The organism is Catellatospora sp. NPDC049111 (genome assembly GCF_040648615.1).
GTDB classification, from domain to species: Bacteria; Actinomycetota; Actinomycetes; order Mycobacteriales; family Micromonosporaceae; genus Catellatospora; species Catellatospora aurea.
The window spans coordinates 153,602-168,512 of record NZ_JBEZEB010000001.1; the positions used below are offsets into that span (position 1 = coordinate 153,602).

14 protein-coding genes are annotated in these 14,911 nt (G+C 71.5%); 5 read left to right on the forward strand and 9 right to left on the reverse strand.

Annotation, left to right across the window (positions count from 1 at the left end):
* Positions 1 to 101: 101 nt before the first annotated feature.
* The 4 genes from mnmA to AB0B66_RS00755 all read right to left on the reverse strand — a co-directional run bounded on the left by mnmA (position 102) and on the right by AB0B66_RS00755 (position 4,496).
* The gene (mnmA, locus tag AB0B66_RS00740; RefSeq protein ID WP_360520706.1) at positions 102 to 1,181 is read right to left on the reverse strand and encodes a tRNA 2-thiouridine(34) synthase MnmA; all 1,080 of its coding nucleotides are present in this window, start codon (positions 1,179 to 1,181) and stop codon (positions 102 to 104) included.
* Positions 1,182 to 1,406: 225 nt separating this feature from the next.
* Positions 1,407 to 2,570, reverse strand: a complete 1,164-nt coding sequence (locus tag AB0B66_RS00745) for a cysteine desulfurase family protein (protein WP_360520709.1) — start codon at positions 2,568 to 2,570, stop codon at positions 1,407 to 1,409.
* A 178-nt stretch (positions 2,571 to 2,748) separates the two neighbouring features.
* A complete protein-coding gene (locus AB0B66_RS00750) occupies positions 2,749 to 3,705 on the reverse strand; it encodes an electron transfer flavoprotein subunit alpha/FixB family protein (RefSeq protein WP_360520712.1) in 957 nt (318 codons plus the stop codon).
* A gap of 11 nt (positions 3,706 to 3,716) precedes the next feature.
* Positions 3,717 to 4,496: an electron transfer flavoprotein subunit beta/FixA family protein gene (locus AB0B66_RS00755; RefSeq protein ID WP_360521714.1), complete on the reverse strand. Its 780-nt coding sequence runs from the start codon at positions 4,494 to 4,496 to the stop codon at positions 3,717 to 3,719.
* Positions 4,497 to 4,809: 313 nt separating this feature from the next.
* On the opposite strand from AB0B66_RS00755, the gene AB0B66_RS00760 reads away from it, so the two are divergent.
* Positions 4,810 to 4,986 (forward strand): hypothetical protein, encoded by a 177-nt coding sequence (locus AB0B66_RS00760; RefSeq protein ID WP_360520715.1) that lies wholly within the window; start codon positions 4,810 to 4,812, stop codon positions 4,984 to 4,986.
* A gap of 122 nt (positions 4,987 to 5,108) precedes the next feature.
* Here the strand turns inward: AB0B66_RS00760 and AB0B66_RS00765 are convergent, their stop codons facing one another.
* Positions 5,109 to 5,915, reverse strand: coding sequence for a GNAT family N-acetyltransferase (locus AB0B66_RS00765; protein WP_360520718.1), 807 nt, complete (start codon positions 5,913 to 5,915; stop codon positions 5,109 to 5,111).
* A gap of 18 nt (positions 5,916 to 5,933) precedes the next feature.
* Here AB0B66_RS00765 and AB0B66_RS00770 point away from each other — a divergent pair, with 18 nt between their 5' ends.
* From AB0B66_RS00770 to AB0B66_RS00780, 3 genes are read left to right on the forward strand one after another with little or no spacing between them, the layout of a single operon-like run.
* Positions 5,934 to 6,326, forward strand: a complete 393-nt coding sequence (locus AB0B66_RS00770; protein ID WP_360520721.1) for a DUF202 domain-containing protein — start codon at positions 5,934 to 5,936, stop codon at positions 6,324 to 6,326.
* Positions 6,323 to 6,631 (forward strand): DUF202 domain-containing protein, encoded by a 309-nt coding sequence (locus AB0B66_RS00775; protein WP_360520724.1) that lies wholly within the window; start codon positions 6,323 to 6,325, stop codon positions 6,629 to 6,631. Before AB0B66_RS00770 ends, AB0B66_RS00775 begins: the two co-directional genes overlap by 4 nt.
* A 17-nt stretch (positions 6,632 to 6,648) precedes the next feature.
* Positions 6,649 to 7,050 carry a PLD nuclease N-terminal domain-containing protein gene (locus AB0B66_RS00780; protein ID WP_360520727.1) on the forward strand — a complete coding sequence of 134 codons (402 nt, stop codon included), beginning with the start codon at positions 6,649 to 6,651 and terminating at the stop codon, positions 7,048 to 7,050.
* On the opposite strand, the gene AB0B66_RS00785 is transcribed toward AB0B66_RS00780, so the two are convergent.
* The 4 genes from AB0B66_RS00785 to AB0B66_RS00800 form a co-directional block, all read right to left on the reverse strand.
* A complete protein-coding gene (locus tag AB0B66_RS00785; RefSeq protein ID WP_360520730.1) occupies positions 7,047 to 8,435 on the reverse strand; it encodes a GH1 family beta-glucosidase in 1,389 nt (462 codons plus the stop codon). The genes AB0B66_RS00780 and AB0B66_RS00785 overlap by 4 nt on opposite strands.
* On the reverse strand, positions 8,432 to 9,739 hold the full coding sequence (locus AB0B66_RS00790) for a D-arabinono-1,4-lactone oxidase (RefSeq protein ID WP_360520733.1): 1,308 nt from the start codon (positions 9,737 to 9,739) through the stop codon (positions 8,432 to 8,434). Before AB0B66_RS00790 ends, AB0B66_RS00785 begins: the two co-directional genes overlap by 4 nt.
* Positions 9,736 to 10,902: an alanine racemase gene (locus AB0B66_RS00795; RefSeq protein WP_360521718.1), complete on the reverse strand. Its 1,167-nt coding sequence runs from the start codon at positions 10,900 to 10,902 to the stop codon at positions 9,736 to 9,738. Before AB0B66_RS00795 ends, AB0B66_RS00790 begins: the two co-directional genes overlap by 4 nt.
* A 74-nt stretch (positions 10,903 to 10,976) precedes the next feature.
* Complete coding sequence (locus AB0B66_RS00800; protein ID WP_360520736.1) at positions 10,977 to 12,266, reverse strand: MFS transporter; 1,290 nt, start codon at positions 12,264 to 12,266, stop codon at positions 10,977 to 10,979.
* Positions 12,267 to 12,490: 224 nt separating this feature from the next.
* On the opposite strand from AB0B66_RS00800, the gene AB0B66_RS00805 reads away from it, so the two are divergent.
* On the forward strand, positions 12,491 to 14,548 hold the full coding sequence (locus tag AB0B66_RS00805; protein ID WP_360520739.1) for a hypothetical protein: 2,058 nt from the start codon (positions 12,491 to 12,493) through the stop codon (positions 14,546 to 14,548).
* The last annotated feature ends 363 nt before the right edge of the window (positions 14,549 to 14,911 follow it).

Here is a 14,911-nt window from a genome sequence, read left to right on the forward strand (position 1 = left end):
GCGCGCCATGGTGCCGCGCCGGTCACCGTGCCGCAGCGTGGCCGGGTGACCGGCGGGAACGGTGCCCTGGTGGCCGCGCGACGCGCAACGGCCGCGCTCGCTCATGCCGCGGTGGTGATGGTGGCGCTGCCGAGCACGATGTCACCGGCCGGGTCCGGCCGGTAGGCCACGACGGCCTGACCTGCCGCGATGCCGCGCTCAGCGCGGCGCAGCCGCACGCTCATCGCCGCCCCGTCGAGTTCCACGACGGCGGGCGCCGGGCGGCCGTGCGCCCGCAGCTGCACCTCGCACTCGATTGGGCCGACCGGCGCCTCGCCCGCGGTCCAGACCGTACGCGCGCCGTCGACCTGCGAGACCTCCAGCGCCTCGGCGGGGCCGACGGTGACCGTGTTGGTGACCGGCGTGATCGACAGCACGTAGCGCGGGCGGCCGTCCGGCGCGGGCCGGCCCAGTGCCAGCCCCTTGCGCTGGCCCACCGTGTACGCGAACGCGCCGTCGTGCTTGCCCAGCACCTCGCCGGTGCCGGCGTCGACGATGTCGCCCGGCTCGCTGCCCAGGTGCTTGCGCAGGAAGCCCTGCGTGTCGCCGTCGGCGATGAAGCAGATGTCGTGCGAGTCGGGCTTGTCGGCCACGGCCAGGCCACGGGCGTGCGCCTCGGCGCGCACCTGCTCCTTGGTCGAGTCGCCGAGCGGGAACATCGAGCGGTCGAGCTGCTCCCGGTTGAGCACCGCCAGCACGTACGACTGGTCCTTGGCGAGGTCGACGCTGCGGCGCAGCAGGCCGTCGGCGCCCAGCCGCGCGTGGTGGCCGGTGACCACCGCGTCGAAGCCCAGGGCCAGCGCGCGGTCCAGCACCGCCGCGAACTTGATCTTCTCGTTGCAGCGCAGACAGGGGTTCGGGGTGCGCCCCGCCGCGTACTCCGCGACGAAGTCCTCGATCACGTCCTCGTGGAACCGCTCGGCCATGTCCCACACGTAGAAGGGGATCCCGAGCACATCCGCCGCCCGACGCGCGTCGTGCGCGTCCTCCTTGGTGCAGCACCCCCGCGCCCCGGTCCGATGTGTCGCCGCGTTCTTCGACAGCGCCAGATGCACCCCGGTGACATCGTGCCCGGCCGCCACGGCCCGGGCAGCCGCCACCGCCGAATCCACCCCACCAGACATAGCCGCCAACACACGCACCCCGACAGCCTACCCGCCCCACCACCCTCCCCCGCCCTCCGCCGCCCGGCCCCGTTGATCATGAACTTAAGGACGTGCTCGTCGGCGTGTCACAACCCTGGTGCCGTGATCGATCAGGCTTCCTCGGTCATCACGGCACAGGGGTAGGGACACGCCGTCCGACACGTCCGTAAGTTCATGATCGACGCGGCGGGGTCGGGCGGCCGGGCGGAAGTGGGGGTGCGGTCAGCGGGACATGCCGGCGCGGCGGGCGCGGTCGACTGCCGCGGGCAGGGCTGTGATGAGAGCGTCGAGGTCGGCGCGGGTGGTGGTGTGGCCGAGGGTGAAGCGCAGGGAGGAGCGCGCGGACAGGGGGTCGGCGCCCATCTGGAGGAGCACGTGCGAGGGCTGGGCGACGCCGGCGGAGCAGGCCGAGCCGGTGGAGACGGCGATGTCCTGGGCGTCGAGCAGCAGCAGGAGGGCGTCGCCCTCGCAGCCGGGGAAGCTGAAGTGCGCGTTGCCGGGCAGCCGGGCACCGGGCTCGTCGGCCGGGGCGCCGTTGAGGATCGCGTCGGGGACGACGGCGCGCACCCGCTCGATCAGCTCGTCGCGCAGCGCGGCGAGCCGTTGCGCGTGCTGCTCCTGGTGCTTGACGGCGTGCTCGACGGCGCAGGCGAAGGCGACGATGCCGGGCACGTCCAGCGTGCCGGAGCGCACGTCGCGTTCCTGGCCACCACCGTGCAGCAGCGGGGTGCAGGCGACGTCGCGGCCCAGCATCAGCGCGCCGACGCCGAGCGGGCCGCCCAGCTTGTGCCCGGTGAGGGTGAGCGCGGCGACGCCGCTCGCGGCGTAGTCCACCGGCACCTGGCCGACGGCCTGCACCGCGTCGGTGTGCAGCGGCACACCGTGCGCGGCCGCGAGCGCGGCCAGTTCGGCGATCGGCTGGACCGTGCCGACCTCGTTGTTGGCCCACATGACGGTGACCAGCGCGACCGTGTCGTCCAGGGCTTCGGCCAGCACCTCCGGCCGCACCCGGCCCTCGTGGTCGACCGGCAGCGAGACCACCTCGGCGCCCTCGTGCTCGCCGAGCCAGTGCACCGCGTCCAGCACCGCGTGGTGCTCGACCGCGCCGGCCAGGACCTTGGTGCGCCCCTGCGGGCGGCGGGCCCAGTAGACGCCCTTGACGGCGAGGTTGTCGCTCTCGGTGCCACCACCGGTGAAGATCACTTCGGACGGACGCGCGCCCAGCACCGCCGCGATGCGCTCGCGCGACTCCTCGACCAGGCGGCGGGCAGCACGGCCCGGGCCGTGCAACGACGAGGCGTTGCCGACCTCACGCGCGGTCGCGACGTAGGCGTCCAGCGCCTCAGGCAGCATCGGCGTGGTCGCCGCATGATCAAGGTAGGCCATCTCGCCGCCAAGCCTAGCCGTAAGGGTGCTTACCCGTATCCCAGGAGTGTGCCGGGCATGGCCCGCCGGTCACCCCCGGCCGGCGGGCGCGACGGCCCTGCGAGCCTGTCACCAGCCATGACACGGCGAAGGGCCCGGCGGCCGGTGACCGCGGGGCCCTTCGATGTTGCGTACGCCGTCAGCGGCGCTTGCGGATCTCCTCGGACGCCTGCGGCACGACCTGGTTGAGGTCGCCCACGACGCCGAAGTCGGCCAGCTCGAAGATCGGTGCCTCGGTGTCCTTGTTCACCGCGACGATGGTCTTCGAGGTCTGCATGCCGGCCCGGTGCTGGATCGCGCCGGAGATGCCGACCGCGACGTAGAGCTGCGGCGACACGGTCTTGCCGGTCTGCCCGACCTGGTAGGCGTGCGGGTAGAAGCCGGAGTCGGTCGCCGCGCGCGACGCGCCGACGGCCGCGCCGAGCAGGTCGGCCAGCTCCTCGATGATCTTGAAGTTCTCCGCCGACGCGACACCGCGGCCACCGGAGACGACGATCGACGCTTCGGTCAGCTCCGGGCGGGCGCCCTTGGCCTCGGCGACGCGCTTGCTGACCACGGCCAGCTTGTCGGTGTCGGCCAGCGCCACCTCGACCTGCTCCACCGACGGCGAGGCCGCGGCGGGGCTGGGCGTGAGCGAGTTCGGCCGCACGGTGACCAGCGGCAGGCCCTTGGTGACCTTGGACTTGACGATGGTCGAGCCCGCGAAGGCGACCTGGGTGGCGGTGCCGTCTGCGGCCAGCTCGACCACGTCGGTGAGCACGCCGTTGTCCAGCTTGACCGCGAGCCGGCCCGCGATCTCCTTGCCCTCCTGGGTGGAGCCGATCAGCACGGCCGCCGGGGAGACGGCCTTGACCAGCTGCGCGAGCGCGGTGGCCTTGGGGGCGACCAGGTGCTCGTCGATCTCGGCGCTCTCGGCCGCGTAGACCTTCGTCGCGCCGTACTCGCCGAGCTTGTCGACGAGCGGAGCGGCCGTGCCGGGCGCGCCCAGCACCACCGCGGCGGGCTCGCCGAGCGAGCGCGCCAGGGTCAGCATCTCCAGCGTGACCTTCTTGACCGTGCCGCCGGAGGACTCGACGACTACCAGAACCTCAGCCATTGTCGGGCCTCTCAGACGAACTTCTCGGAGGACAGGAAATCGACCAGCGCGACGCCGCCCTCACCGGAGTCGGCGACCTTCTGGCCGGCGCTGCGCGCCGGGCGCTTGCTGTGCGACAGCACGGTGGTGGCGGCGCCCGCCCAGCCCACCTGGTCCGCGGCGACACCGAGGTCGGCCAGCGACTTGGTGGCCACCGGCTTCTTCTTGGCCGCCATGATGCCCTTGAAGGACGGATAACGCGGCTCGTTGATGGTGTCCCACACGCTCACGATCGCGGGGGTGGCGGCCGTGACGACCTCGTACCCCTCCTCGGTCTGGCGCTCGACGGTCAGCCGCGAGCCCTCGACGGTGAGCTTGCGCGCGCCGGTCAGCGCCGCGAAGCCCAGCCGCTCGGCCAGCATGTGCGGCATGACCTGGCCGCGGGCGTCGGTCGACTCCGCACCCGAGATGACCAGGTCGGGGGCCAGCTCGCTGATCGCGGCGGCGAGCACCTTGCTGGTGCCCAGCGCGTCGGTGCCGGCGAGGGCGTCGTCGAGCACGTGCACGGCCGCGTCGGGGCCCATGGACAGCGCCTTGCGGATCGACTCGGTGGCCCGGTCCGGCCCCATGGTCAGCACGGTCACCTCACCGCCGTGCGCCTCCTGCAGCCGCAGCGCCTCCTCGATGGCGTACTCGTCCATCTCGTTGATGACGTTGTTGGCCGAGGCACGGTCGACGGTGTTGTCGTCCGCGCGCAGATTGCGCTCGGCGCCGGAGTCCGGCACCTGCTTGACAAGTACGACGATCTTCATCGCGCTCTGACGACCCTCCTGAGTTGAACGGACGTTCATGCCCTCGCCGCGAGCCTGTCTCCTGACACGTCACGGGTCAAGCTAGACCGGCTGTGGACGTTGCCACTTTTACCGACCCGGCGCGAGTGGGAGTCCTCGACGATCCGGCCGTTCAGGCGGATCGCCGGGACGAGCCCATTCGCAAAGCAGGTTACTGACGAGTAATTTATGACCCCCGCCCACCTACCCGCCAGGACGGCCGCCAATAGTGACAGACGTCACCCCGCCACGATGCCCATCCCGTAGAGTCACGCCTAGCAGGAGGTGTCATGACATGAGCACGCAAACCGCACCCCTGCCGGGCCGCCCCACCACGGATCCGGGCCTGCCGCCCGAGGCGGAGCATCACCGGCAGCCTGAGCCCGACGAACACCTGTGCACCTGTGGCCGCCTACGCGGCGACTGCGTCCGCGACACGATCCGCGACCTCTGGCACCCGGCCCACACCTGACCGCCGGCCGCGCCGCGGGCCGCCCAGTTCGCCATCGACGTTGGCCTATCACATCGACTCCGAGTGCCGAAAAGTCGATGTAATAGGCCAACGTCAATGCAAAGCACGCGGCGGACGAACCGTCACCCGGCGGACGGCCGCCAGATGTACGGCGTAGTGGTGGTCACCGCGACCATGCCCAGCCGCTCCAGGATCGGCCGGCTGTCCGCCGACGCGTCCACCTGCAGGTACTTGAACCCGCGCTCCACCGCCCGGATCGCCCGGTGCGCCACCATCGCCTTGTAGATGCCGCGCCCCCGCCACTGCTCGAGCGTCGACCCGCCCCACAGCCCGGCGAACTCGGTGCCCTTCTCGTACCGGATCCAGCCCGCGCAGACCACCTCGCCGCCGGCCTCGGCGACCACGATGGTCAGCCCTCGCGGGTCCGCGGCCAGCTCCTTCTCCAGCCCGAAGACCAGGTGGCTGCGGTCCTCCTTCCAGACCGCCTCCTCCATCGCCCCGATCCGCTCCAGGTCGGCCCGCGAGGTCACCTCGCGCAGCGTCACGCCCTCGGGCAGGACCGGGGGCGACGCCAGCGGCTCGGCCAGCCCGATGATCACCGTCTCCAGCTCGTCGGGCACGAACCCGGCCGCCACCAGGCGATCCGGCAGGTCGGCGGGCAGGTCGTGGCCGCGCAACTTCCACTCGACCTCCTCGCCGCGGGCGGCGAAGTAGTCACGCTGGCGCGCGATGAGCGCGTCGAGTTCGGGGCCGCTCAGCTGGGAGACGTCGCGATAGGTGACGAATCCGCCGCGGTCGAGGCCGCTCATCCGGACCACCGGGCCGTCCCACTCGACGACCATGCCGGCGGGCAGGGGGTCGGGGATCTCGGTGCGCAGCTGCTCGTCGTACGCCCTCAGCAGGGCGTCGGTATCAAGTTCAGAAGTCATCGCCTTGATACTAGGAAGGTGCTGGCTAGGGTGCGCAACTGGTTTGATCCGCGCGAAGTTCACGAAACAGGGCAGACTCCCGACTACCGCTTCTCCCTGGCCAACGAGCGCACCTTCCTCGCCTGGATCCGCACCGGCCTCGCCATGATCGGTGGCGGGCTGGTGGTGGCCCAGTTCCTGCCGCCGATGGCCGTGCCGCACATGACGAAGATCCTCGGCGTGGCGCTCATCCTGCTCGGCGTGGGCTGCGCGCTGCGCGCCGTCGACCACTGGATCCGCTGCGAGATCGCGATGCGCAACAACCGGCCGCTGCCCCCGTCGCGATTCCCTGCCGTGCTCGCGATCGTGGTCGCGCTGGGGTCGCTCGCCCTGCTGGTCGAGGTCTTCGTCGACCTCTACCGCAGCCGGTGAGCACCCCCGCCGACCACGGCGCGCAGCCGGAGCGGACCCGGCTCGCGTGGCGGCGCACCGTGCTGTCGGGCACGGCATGCGCGCTGCTGCTGTTCCGGCTGGCCTTCGAACGCGGGCTCGACGACGTCGGTGCGCTCGGACTCGCCCTGGGGCTGCTGTGCTGGCTGGCGTTGCTGCTGGTGGCGCAGCGGCGGATCCGGGCGATGGCCCGGCCGGAGCCGGTCGGACTGGCGCGAGCGGTCGCGGCGGTCACGCTCTGCTGTGTGCTGATGGGTCTGTTGGGGGTACTACTCATCCTCTGGTGAGGTCTACGCTCTACGCCGTGGGACGCCTGTGGATGTTCATCTTCCTCGCCGAGATCGTGCTGACGGTGGCCGCGCTGATCAGCTGCCTGTCCGCCGAGGAGCACCGCCTGAACGCGCTGCCGCGCTGGGGCTGGGTGCTCATCATCCTGCTGTTCTCCCCGATCGGGGCGATCGCGTGGTTCGTGGTGGGCAAGGAGCGCACGCCGAATCCGCAGGTGTGGCGGCAGGGCAGCGGCTTCCCGGAGTCCCAGCGGCCGGGCCGGGCACTGGCCCCCGACGACGACCCGGAGTTCCTGCGCAAGCTCGCCAAGGAGCAGCGGGAGACCGCGGCCGCCGACCGCGAGCTGCTGAGCAAGTGGGAGATGGACCTGCGCCGCCGCGAGGAGGAGCTGCGCAAGCAGGACAGGTCCGAGGACTAGCCGCGCTCGCGCAGCCGCCGCGCGAGCCAGCGGAAGGACTCCTTGGGCGTACGCCGCTGCGTCGGGTAGTCGACGTGCACCAGCCCGAAGCGCTGGCTGTAGCCGGCCGCCCACTCGAAGTTGTCGAGCAGGCTCCAGACGAAGTAGCCGCGCAGGTCGAGCCCGTCCGCCCGCTTGCGCAGCGCCACCGCGAGGTGCTCGCGCAGGTAGTCGACGCGTCGCGGGTCGGGCACCGAGCCGTCCGGGGCGACCTCGTCGGGGAAGCTGGCCCCGCCCTCGGTGATGTACACCGGCGGCAGCCGGTCACCGTAGCGTTCGGACAGTTCGTCGAGGGTGTCGCCGAGCCCGGCGGGGCTGACCGGCCAGCCGAACCCGGTCCGCGGCACGCCTTCGATCTCGGCGAAGGCGAACGGCAGCTCGCCGACCCGGGCGAAGTCGCCCTCGGGCGTGTGGTCGGTGGCCGCGGCCGGGTCGGCCATGCCCACCCGGGACGGGTAGTAGTAGTTGACGCCGTAGAAGTCCAGCGGTGAGCTGATCACCTTGAGGTCCCCGGCCGGCACGTCGCCGAACGCGCCGAACAGCTCCGCGAACGGCTCCGGGGCCTGCGGATAGCGGCCGAGCAGCACCGGGTCCTCGAAGACCCGGTTCGCGATGAGGTCGTACAGGGCGGCGGCGAGCTGGTCCTCGGGGCGGTCCGAGGCGGGCACCACGGGGGTGTGCACGTTGGTGATGCCGATCTGCCCGGCCACGTTCGCCGCGCGCAGCGCCTGCACGGCCAGTCCGTGGCCGAGCAGCTGGTGGTGCGCCGCGGGCAGGGCGTCGAACAGCAGGGCGTGGCCCGGGGCGTGCGCGCCGGTGGCGTAGCCGGCCAGGGTCACCGAGTGCGGCTCGTTAATGGTGATCCACTTGCCGACCCGGTCGCCCAGGCGCGCCCCCATCAGGGCGGCGTACTCGCCGAAGCGCTCCGCGGTGTCGCGCGACAGCCAACCGCCCGCGTCCTCCAGGGCCTGCGGGGTGTCCCAGTGGAACAGGGTGGCCACCGGCTCGATGCCGCGGGCCAGCATCGCGTCGACGAGCCGGTCGTAGAACGCCAGACCGTCCGGGTTGGCCGGTCCGAAACCGTCGGGCTGGATGCGCGGCCACGCGATGGAGAAGCGGTACGCGTCCGCGCCGAGTTCGCGTACCAGATCAAGGTCTTGCTCGTAACGGTGGTAGTGGTCGCAGGCGACCGCCCCGGTGTCGCCGCCGAGCACCCGGTCCGGCCGGCCGCAGAACGTGTCCCAGACCGACACCCCGCGCCCGCCCTCGGCCACCGCGCCCTCGATCTGGTACGCCGCCGTGGCCACGCCCAGCTGGAAGTCCTTCGGAATCGCCGGATCGATCACGCGCCCAGCACCCGATCCAGGTAGTCGTTGGCGAAGACGCGCTCGGGGTCGAGCTTGTCGCGCACGGCGAGGAAGTCGCCGAACCGGGGGTACGTCGGCGCGAGTGTGCTCGCGTCCTGGTAGTGCATCTTGCCCCAGTGCGGCCGGCCGCCGTGCGCGCGGAAGATCTGCTCGGCGAGGCGGAAGTAGGTGTGCGGATCCTCCTTGAAGAACCGGTGGATCGCCACGTATCCGGTCTCGCGGCCGTGCGCGGTGGACAGCCAGATGTCGTCGGGCGCGGCGACGCGCACCTCGACCGGGAACGAGATGCGCCAGCCGTTCTGCGTGATCAGGCGGTCCAGCGCGCGCAGCACGTCCGGCACCTCCTCACGCGGCAGGGCATACTCCATCTCCCGGAAGCGCACCTCGCGCTTGGTGGTGAACACCGAGGTGGACACGTCGGTGAACTCGCGGTTGTTGGTGAGCCGCTGGGCCAGCCGGTTGATCGGTGGGGTCAGCGCGGGCACGGCCTTGCCCAGGTGGCAGACCCAGTTGAAGACCGTGTTGGACATCAGGTCGTCGTCGAGCCAGCGCTGGAAGCCACCGAGCGGCTGGCGCGGGGCGTCCATCGGCAGCCGGGTGTTGGTCTTGGTGAGGGCGGTCTGCGTGTGCGGGAACCAGTAGAACTCGAAGTGGTCCGCGCCCGTCCCCCGCTGCTCCCACTGGGCCAGCACCTCGGCCAGCGGTTCCGGCTTCTCGACCGCCTGCAGCTGGAACGCGGGCACGCACTGCACGGTGATGTCGAGCAGCACCCCGAGCGCGCCCAGCCCGAGGCGGGCCGCGTCGAGCAGCTCCGGGTTGCTGTTCTCGGAGATTTCCATGGTGCCGCCGTCGGCGGTGGCGAGGGTGACCGCGACGATCTGCGTGGCCAGGCCGCCGAACGCGTGCCCGGTGCCGTGCGTGCCGGTCGAGGTCGCACCCGCGATGGTCTGCGCGTCGATGTCGCCCATGTTCTGCAGCGCCAGCCCGTACGGCTTCAGCAGCTCCGGCAACCGGTAGAGGTGCGTGCCCGCGGCGAGCTTCACGCGGTGGCGCTGCTCGTCGACGGCGAGCACGCCCTGCAGGTTACGCAGGTCGAGCTGCACGCCGGGAGCCACGGCGATGCCGGTGAAGCTGTGGCCCGCGCCGATCGGCTTGACCCGCAGCCCGTCGGCGCGCGCGGCGGCGATGGCCTGCACCACCTCGTCGGGGCTGCCGGGATACGCCACCCGCGCCGGGGTCACACTCTCGATCCGGCTCCAGTTGCGCCACACGGTGCTGCTCATAGAAAGGCCTTTCCTTCGCCACGGTACGTGGGCAGGGCCCCGGCGACCGTGTCCGCGTCGATCAGGTGAAGCTCGTTGACGTGCTCGGACAGCTCGCCCGCCTTGGTGTGCCGCAGCCACACCCGGTCGCCCAGGCGCAGCCGGGTCGCGGGCTCGCCCACCACCGGGGTCTGCACCTCACCGGCCATCTCGCGAGGCACCATCGTCAGCCCAGCGGGCCAGACCACCTGCGGGAGCCGGTCCAGGCCGGGCGGCCCGGAGGCGATCCAGCCGCCGCCGAGCAGGGTCACCCGGTCCGGGGCGGGACGCCGCACCACCGGCAGCGCGAACGCGGCGGCGGGAGCCGGGGTGAAGTGGGCGTAGTTGTCGAACAGGTGCGGGCCGAACAGCCCCGAACCGGCGGCGACCTCGGTCACCGAGCGGTCCGCGCCGGTGGCCTCCAGGCTGCCGGTGCCGCCGCCGTTGACGAACTCCAGCGGGGCCAGCTCGGACACGGCCGCGACGGCCGCCGCGCGGCGCTCGACCAGTTCGGCCATCGAGGAACGCTGCAACGCGCGCACCATCGCGCCCCGCAGCGGGCTGCCCTTGGGGGCGTTGCCGAGCCCGGCGACCTGGGCCTCGTACCCCATCATGCCGACCAGCCGGAAGCCGCGCCGGGCGACGACGGCCTCGGCCAGCGCGCGGGCCTGCTCGGCGCGGTGCACCGGCGAGCGCCACACCCCGATGTGCCCGAGCAGCCGCGACTTGTACGACGAGTCCAGTTCGATGGCGACTCGGATGTCCGGCCGCGCGCCCGGGGCGACCACGGCGTCCACCAGGTCCAGGTGGTCCACCGAATCGATCATGATGGTGACCCGGGCGGCCAGTTCGGACGAGGCGGCCAGCGCCGCGACGGCGGCACGGTCGGCGGTCGGGTAGCCGACCACCACGTCGTCGATCGTCTCGGCCAGCCACAGCGCCTCGGCCAGCGTGTACGCCAGCACCCCGCGGTAACCCGGCATCGCCAGCACCGCGTCGAGCACACCCCGGCAGCGCACCGACTTGCTGGCGACGCGGATCGGCACACCGTTCGCGCGGCGGGCCAGGTCGTGCGCGTTGTACGACAGCGCGGCCAGGTTCACCGCGCCGAACACCGGATCCAGCGCCGCGGTCGCCGCGTTCATGGCCGACCAGTACGTGTCGGCGTCCTCCCACGGCCGGGCCGTGGACGGGGCCGACACCTGCAGCGCCAGCGTCATCAGCGCACTCCCTTCACCGGCAGCACGGCGAGCGCACCGAGCACCGAGATCACCCCGGACGCCAGGTACAGCGTCCCGAAACCGCCCCACTGCGCGACGACGAAAGCGCCGAGCAGCGGGGCCACCGCCTGCGGCACCGCGGTGGCGATGTTCATGATGCCGAGATCCTTGCCGCGCGCCGCCGGGTCCGGCAGCACCTGGGTGGCCAGCGCCTGGTCCACCGACAGGAAGCAGCCGTAGCCCAGGCCTAGCAGGCCCGCGCCGACGGTGGCCACGGTCAGGTTCGGGAAGAACGCCAGCAGCACGGCCGCGACGCCCTGCAAGCCCGACGAGACGAGAACGAAGACCTTGCGCCGTCCGAAACGGTCGGACAGCCGGCCGAGGAACAGCGCGGCCAGCACCACGAACAGCATGTAGATCAGCGTGAGGACGAGCAGCTCGTCCTCGGCCTTCTCCACCTTCACGTGGTACATCAAGAAGTAGAGCAGCAGCGTGGTGCCCAGCGCGTTGCCGACGTTGACCAGGATGCGGCTGAGCAGCGTCCAGCCGAAGTCGGGGTAACGCCGCGGGCTGATCCAGAACCCGGCGGCCAGGTCACGGAAGCTGAACGGCGGCCGGGCCGCGCGCGGCAGCACCTCGTCGGGCGCGCCGAGCACGAACGGCAGCACCAGCAGCACGAGCAGCCCAGCCATCAGCGAGTAGCCGATGAACTGGCTCAGCGCCAACTCGGTGACCAGCACGATGCCGAGGATGGTGCCGATCGCCTGCGGGGCGGAGATCCAGCCGGAGATGTAGCCGCGCTGTCCCACCGGAACCTGGTCGGAGATGGTGGCGGTGAGCGCCGCGGTGAGCACGCAGAAGCCGACCAGGGTCAGCGTCCACCAGACGCCGATGCCGACGATGCCGTCCTGCCGGCCGAGCACCACCAGCGAGGCCGCGAACAGCATGGCGCCGAAGACGATCCAGGGGCGGCGGCGGCCGAAGCGCGACACCGTGCGGTCCGACAGGGCACCGGTCAGGGGGTACGCGATCAGCGCGAACGCGCCCGCGATGCCCGACACCACACCGAACGCCACCACGTTGTCCACCCAGTCCGCGGACTTGAGCTGCGCCTCGACCTGGATCGGCAGCAGCAGCTGCACGGGGGTCAGCTGAGCCATCCAGATGCCCAGCCAGGCCAGCGCGAACAGGCTGATCCACCGGCCGGTGACCGGGCGTTCCGGCTCGGCGAACGGGGCGGGCGGGGGCGTTGCGGGGTCAGCCGTGGTGAGCGTGGCCGGCTCGGTCATGCCTTCTCCTCGCTTCGCTCGTCGACGGCATGTTCGCTGAGCCTGCAGATTCGCTCGCTGCGCTCGCTCATGGGGGGTCCCTAGGGCCAGGTGTGATTCCCGTCGCGCGGAGTTTAGAGAACTTTTCATGTTTGCACCAGGCTCGCCACCCGGACAGATGAACGGCAGCGTGTCGCGTCGCGGGGTCTGGCGAGAACGTGAAACCTTCTCTAGGCTCCGCCGCCATGAAGGCATACACACGTCTGCTCGGCATCGTCGCCGTGGCGGCGATCGCCATACTCGGTCCGGCCGGCGCGGCGTCCGCCCACGAGGAACGGCCCACCCGCGAGCTGGACGGCACCGGCAGCGTGCCCACCTACCGCACCACCGGGCCCACCCTGCTCGTCTGCAAGACCGACCCGGCCGACTTCGCCGCCCGCGTCGCCGGCTACCCGGCCGACCTCAAGGCCGCGAACGAGCAGCTGTGGACGCAGTGCCAGAAGGACGGCTACCGCCACATCCAGCAGGCTGTGGACGCCGCCCACCTGCCCGGCACGAACATCAAGATCCTGCCCGGGGTGTACCTGGAGGAGCCGAGCATCGCGCCGGCCAGCCCCGAGTGCGCCGCCATGGAGAACGGCGCGGTACGCGGCCGCATCTACGGCTACCCCGTGCTCACCTGGGACCAGCAGCTCGCCTGCCCGCACCTGGCCAACCTCGTGGCCATCCTGGGCAAGAAGAACCTCCAGCTCGAAGGCACCGGCGCGAAGCCGGAGGATGTGCTCGTCGACGCGCAGTACAAGAAACTCAACGCGATCCGGGCCGACAACGCCGACGGCGTCTACTTCCGCAACATGTCCGCGCAGCGGGCGCAGTTCAACGCCTTCTACATCATGGAGACCGACGGCTTCGTCGTCGACCGGACCATGGGCCGCTGGAACGACGAGTACGCCTTCCTCACCTTCGCCGTCGACCACGGCCTCTACACCGACTGCGAGGGCTACGGCAACGGCGACTCGGCCTTCTACCCGGGCGCCGCCTCGAACATCAACAAGGACCGGGGCCACGACGTGCCGCGCTACGCCGTCGAGATCCAGCGCTGCTACGGCCACCACAACACGCTGGGCTACTCCGGCACCGCCGGCGACTCGGTATGGGTGCACGACAGCGTCTTCACCGAGAACACCGCGGGCATCGCCACCGACAGCGCCTTCCCCGACCACCCGGGCATGCCGCAGAACCACTCGAAGTTCGAGAACAACGTCATCGCGAACAACAACACCGACTACTACCGGCACATCGTCGACGGCACCTGCAAGAAGCCCTTCGCCGAGCGCGGGTACGAGCAGGGCGTCGTCTGCCCGGCGGTCGGCCTGCCGGTCGGCGCGGGCGTGGTCAACCCCGGCGGCAACTACAACATCTGGCGCGGCAACCACATCTACGGCAACCGGTACTCCGGGTTCGTGACCAGCTTCGTGCCCGGCTTCGTGCGCAACGACACCGAGTTCGCGCAGCAGTTCGACACCTCGCACCACAACCGCTACCTCGACAACGTCATGGGGGTCAGCGAGCAGGGCGAGGCCAAGCCGAACGGGCTGAACTTCTGGTGGGACGGGCAGGGTGTCGGCAGCTGCTGGACGGACATGTCCGCCACGAACATCCGTACCGTGCCCGCCTGCGGCGACGACGACCTGCCGGCCATCGGCTCCCACCGCTACTTCGGCGAGCCCGCAGGAACTTTGAAGATGTACGCCTGCGCCGGCTACGACGGCGGACGGCAGCACCTGCCCTCGGACTGCGACTGGTACGGCGAGTACGCCGCCTCCGGGCTGGCGCGCATCGAGGTGAAGTGGGCGTTCGGCGGCGCGGTCGTGCTCGGCCTGCTGGCGATCGGTCTCTACTACCGCCGCCTGCGCGACTCCAAGCGCGCGCTGCTCGGGCTGCTGCTGACGGTCGGCGGCCTGACCGTCGGCGTCTTCGGCACCGTCGAGATGGGCAGCGTCCTGCACCCGATCGGCCTCGCCCTGCACGGCACCGGCTTCGCCCTGCTCGGCCTGGCCCTGCGCACCACCCGCGCCCGCAAGCTGGGCACGACCACGCTGATCGTGGCCGCGTTCGCGGTGCTCGGCGCGATCGACCACGGGCTGATCATGATCCCCTGGCTGCCGGTCTCCCCCGCCCTGCTGCGCGTGCTGACCGAGGTCGTCTGGATCCCGTGGGCCCTCGGCGCGGTCCTCGTCCCGGGCCGCACCACCGCCACCACCCCGGCCGCCGAACCCGCCCAAGAACCCGCAACCGCCTGACGAACGAAAGGAAGGGCACCTTCACATCGCTATGCGTTGTGGACGGTGCCCTTCTTAACGCTCCAGGCGGTGGGCAGGAGCTCGACGGCTGTCGGGAGTGGTGCCCGGTCATGGGCGGGGCAGGCCGGCGCGGGTGCGCCGAGTCCGGCGGTGCGGTCCTGCGTGGCCGCGTCGGCGTGGCCGAGGGCCGCGCGGCGGGCCCCGGCGCGGTTCCGGCTTCTAACGGGCCGGGCCCGCACCACTGAATCGCGGCTCCGACTAGCGGATCTAGCAGAGTTGTGGTCGTTATAACGACCACCACACGCGAATAAGCCCAACAGGGGGCGCCCGGGTGGGCGGGGGCGGGGGGGCGGGCCCCCCGGA

What these genes read in the sequence shown, in the direction of transcription:
- AB0B66_RS00745 (WP_360520709.1), bottom strand. Translation starts at nt 2,570, where the DNA reads ATGGCCTACCTTGATCATGCGGCGACCACGCCGATGCTGCCTGAGGCG.
- AB0B66_RS00795 (WP_360521718.1), bottom strand. Translation starts at nt 10,902, where the DNA reads ATGAACGCGGCGACCGCGGCGCTGGATCCGGTGTTCGGCGCGGTGAAC.
- AB0B66_RS00800 (WP_360520736.1), bottom strand. Translation starts at nt 12,266, where the DNA reads ATGACCGAGCCGGCCACGCTCACCACGGCTGACCCCGCAACGCCCCCG.
- AB0B66_RS00765 (WP_360520718.1), bottom strand. Translation starts at nt 5,915, where the DNA reads ATGACTTCTGAACTTGATACCGACGCCCTGCTGAGGGCGTACGACGAG.
- AB0B66_RS00805 (WP_360520739.1), top strand. Translation starts at nt 12,491, where the DNA reads ATGAAGGCATACACACGTCTGCTCGGCATCGTCGCCGTGGCGGCGATC.
- AB0B66_RS00790 (WP_360520733.1), bottom strand. Translation starts at nt 9,739, where the DNA reads ATGAGCAGCACCGTGTGGCGCAACTGGAGCCGGATCGAGAGTGTGACC.
- AB0B66_RS00750 (WP_360520712.1), bottom strand. Translation starts at nt 3,705, where the DNA reads ATGGCTGAGGTTCTGGTAGTCGTCGAGTCCTCCGGCGGCACGGTCAAG.
- AB0B66_RS00755 (WP_360521714.1), bottom strand. Translation starts at nt 4,496, where the DNA reads ATGAAGATCGTCGTACTTGTCAAGCAGGTGCCGGACTCCGGCGCCGAG.
- AB0B66_RS00760 (WP_360520715.1), top strand. Translation starts at nt 4,810, where the DNA reads ATGAGCACGCAAACCGCACCCCTGCCGGGCCGCCCCACCACGGATCCG.